Source organism: Promicromonospora kroppenstedtii DSM 19349, from assembly GCF_000515355.1.
GTDB classification, from domain to species: domain Bacteria; phylum Actinomycetota; class Actinomycetes; order Actinomycetales; family Cellulomonadaceae; genus Promicromonospora; species Promicromonospora kroppenstedtii.
Genome location: NZ_KI911644.1, coordinates 2,132 through 5,159, shown reverse-complemented (window position 1 = coordinate 5,159; position 3,028 = coordinate 2,132). Strand labels below are relative to the sequence as shown.

The following is a 3,028-nucleotide window of genomic DNA, read 5'->3' as shown; positions in this document are numbered from 1 at the left end:
GGCGCGCACGCCGTCGTCCTTCGTCACCGCGCGGGTACGTACAGGTCACCCGAGTGGCCTGTACGTCCGACACGGCGGCGGGGTGGACGGCGGTGCCGCCCGCCCGGGTGGCCGTCGGCGACCAGGCGCCGGTCCAGGGCGCTGCGGTTCCAGGAGACCTGGCGCACGTCGATGAACGCGCGGATGCACTCGGCGCAGCCGTCCAGGTGCTTCTCCAGGCGCCGGCGGCGGTGGGGCAGGAGCCGCCCGGAGAGGTAGTCGTGGATCGAGGCGCGGGTGGAGCGGCACTCCGGCCGTCGCCCGGCGCTCGCGCCGGCCGCGGGGCGGCTTCCAGGTGGGACGTCCGGCAATCCGGACAGCGCGGTGCGGAGCCTGGCCACCTCGGCCTGGCGTGCACCCGTGATCGTCACGCGGAACTGCCCCCTCTGTGCGGAGTGTCCGGTCTGCCCGGCCGGGCAATAGTGCCACTGCGAACCAGGAGTTGCGCAAACGAGCACGTGATACCGCTGACAGCGAACCGGGAGCCGTGTCAGCGCCGTGTCAGCGTCGTGTCCGCGGGGCCCGACAGCATCCTCGGCATGGACAACAGAACCGGCCCCACGGCCTTCGTCGAGGACACGCGAACCAACCGCGTCGCCGAGCTATTGCTCGCCGAGCGCCACTCCCTCCCGCTGTCGATCGCCCTGCACCTCGTGCCCGGCGTGCTGATCGTCGCCGTCTACCTGCTCGTGGCCCAGCCGCTGGTGCGGGCCATCGACTACCCGTCGTTCCTGGGCTGGGCGATCGCCCTGGTCATCGTGCTCTACCCGCTCCAGCTCGGCCTGCTCTGGCTCGGCCGCTACCGCACCGGCCGGTGGTCGCTGCGCGGTGTGCTGGGCTACCTGGACAAGCCGGTCCCGCGCGGTCGGCTCGTCGCCATGGTCGCGGGCCTGATCGTCTGGTTCGTGGCGGTCTCTTCCGCGCTCACCGTCCTGGACAGCGCCGTCTTCGAGGCATTCTTCACGTGGCTTCCGTTCGACGACGTCGGCGCCAGCGCCACCACGTACCTGGAGGGCAACGACCGCACGGTCATGATCATCACGCTGGCCGCGTCCATCCCGTTCACCGGGTTCACGCTGCCGCTCATCGAGGAGTACTACTTCCGTGGGTTCCTGATGCCGCGCCTCGCGCACCTGGGCGCGTGGGCGCCGGTGCTCAGCACCGTGCTCTTCTCGCTCTACCACCTGTGGTCGCCCTGGGTGTTCCTGTCCCGCGTGATCTTCTTCTTCCCCGGCCCGTGGTTCGTCTGGAAGAAGCAGGACCTGCGGCTGTCCATCGGCATGCACGCCGGCACCACGCTGCTGATGGCCACCGGCGGCACCGTCGCGCTGCTGCTGGGGGTCATGTGATGGGCGAGCTGGCGATCGCGGTCTCGGGACTGCGCAAGACGTTCAAGGAGAAGGTCGTGCTCGACGGTATCGATCTCGACGTCCGGGCGGGGACCATCTTCGCGCTGCTCGGCCCCAACGGTGCCGGCAAGACGACGACGGTGAACATCCTGACCACCCTGACCCGGGCCGACGGCGGCACCGCTCGCGTCGCCGGCCACGACCTGGCGGCCGAGGCGAAGGCCGTGCGCGCCGCGATCGGCGTGACCGGCCAGTTCGCCGCCGTCGACGAGCTGCTGACCGGGACCGAGAACCTCCAGCTCATGGTGGACCTGAGCGGCCGCGCAGCCGCCGGGCCGTCCGTCGCGACGCTGCTGGAGCGCTTCGAGCTGACCGAGGCGGCCCACAAGCCGGCGTCGACCTACTCGGGCGGCATGCGCCGCAAGCTCGACCTGGCGATGACCCTGGTCGGCGCCCCGGAGATCATCTTCCTCGACGAGCCGACCACGGGTCTGGACCCGCGCAGCCGCCGCACGATGTGGTCGATCATCCGCGACCTGGTGGCCGACGGCGTGACGATCTTCCTCACCACGCAGTACCTGGAGGAGGCCGACCAGCTCGCCGACCGGGTCGCCGTCCTGGACCAGGGCCGCATCGTGGCCGAGGGCACGCCCGACGAGCTCAAGCGCCGGATCCCTGGCACCCACGTGCGGCTGCGGTTCGCCACCCTCGACCAGCTCGACGCCGCCGCGCGGGTCCTGACCGACGCCGCGCGGGACGACGACGCGCTGAGCCTGCGGGTACCCGGCGACGGCGGCACCCGGTCGCTGCGCACCCTGCTGGACCGGCTCGACGAGTACTCCCTGAGCGCCGAGGAGCTGTCCGTGCACACTCCCGACCTCGACGACGTCTTCCTCGCCCTGACGGGCCACGGCACCGGGAAGCAGACAACAGAGAAGGAGGCCGCCCGATGAGCGCCCCGCCCCACGCGCTGGTGATGCTGCGCCGCAACTTCAAGCACGTCGCCCGCAACCCGACCGCCGTCTTCAACGCGGTGCTGATGCCGATCATCATCCTGCTGATGTTCGTCTACATGTTCGGCGACGCCTTCGACGTGGGCGTCGACTACATCGACTACGCGACGCCCGGGCTGATCCTGCTGGCCGTCTGCTACGGCCTGGGCTCCACCGCCACCGCGGTGAACTCCGACATGACCAAGGGGATCATCAACCGGTTCAAGGTCATGGACGTCTCGCGCAGCGCGGTGCTGACGGGCCACGTCGTGGCCAGCCTGCTGACCAACCTCGTCGCCGTGGCGGCCCTGCTCGGCGTGGCGTTCCTGCTCGGGTTCGGCCCGTCGGCGAGCGGCCTGGACTGGCTCGGCGTGGCCGGCATGGTCGTGCTGCTCGGTTTCGCGACCGGCTGGCTGACCGTCGCGCTCGGCCTGGCGGCGAGGTCGCCGGAGACGGCGGGCCTGGCGTCCGTGCCGCTGGTCATGCTGCCGTTCTTCAGCAGCGCGATCGTCCCGGCCGACACGATGGGCCCTGGGCTGGCGCAGTTCGCGCGGTACCAGCCGTTCACGCCGATCATCGAGACCGTACGCGGACTGCTCGCGGGCACCCCGGAGCTCGGCACCGCGCTCGTCGCCGTCGGCTGGTGCG

4 protein-coding genes are annotated in these 3,028 nt (G+C 71.1%); 3 read left to right on the top strand and 1 reads right to left on the bottom strand.

The features are described 5' to 3' along the window. Nucleotides 1-23 precede the first annotated feature (23 nt). Nucleotides 24-410, bottom strand: coding sequence for a zf-HC2 domain-containing protein (locus tag PROKR_RS08970; protein WP_036962254.1), 387 nt, complete (start codon nucleotides 408-410; stop codon nucleotides 24-26). Between the two features lie 168 nt (nucleotides 411-578). Here PROKR_RS08970 and PROKR_RS08965 point away from each other — a divergent pair, with 168 nt between their 5' ends. The 3 genes from PROKR_RS08965 to PROKR_RS08955 all read left to right on the top strand — a co-directional run. After that, entirely contained in the window at nucleotides 579-1,388 is an 810-nt protein-coding gene (locus PROKR_RS08965) for a CPBP family intramembrane glutamic endopeptidase (protein ID WP_036962251.1), read from the top strand. Then, on the top strand, nucleotides 1,388-2,341 hold the full coding sequence (locus PROKR_RS08960) for a daunorubicin resistance protein DrrA family ABC transporter ATP-binding protein (protein WP_036962248.1): 954 nt from the start codon (nucleotides 1,388-1,390) through the stop codon (nucleotides 2,339-2,341). The genes PROKR_RS08965 and PROKR_RS08960 overlap by 1 nt, the downstream gene beginning before the upstream one ends. Beyond that, nucleotides 2,338-3,028: ABC transporter permease (locus PROKR_RS08955; protein WP_036962245.1), on the top strand; the 691-nt coding region annotated here is incomplete at its 3' end. The genes PROKR_RS08960 and PROKR_RS08955, both read left to right, overlap by 4 nt.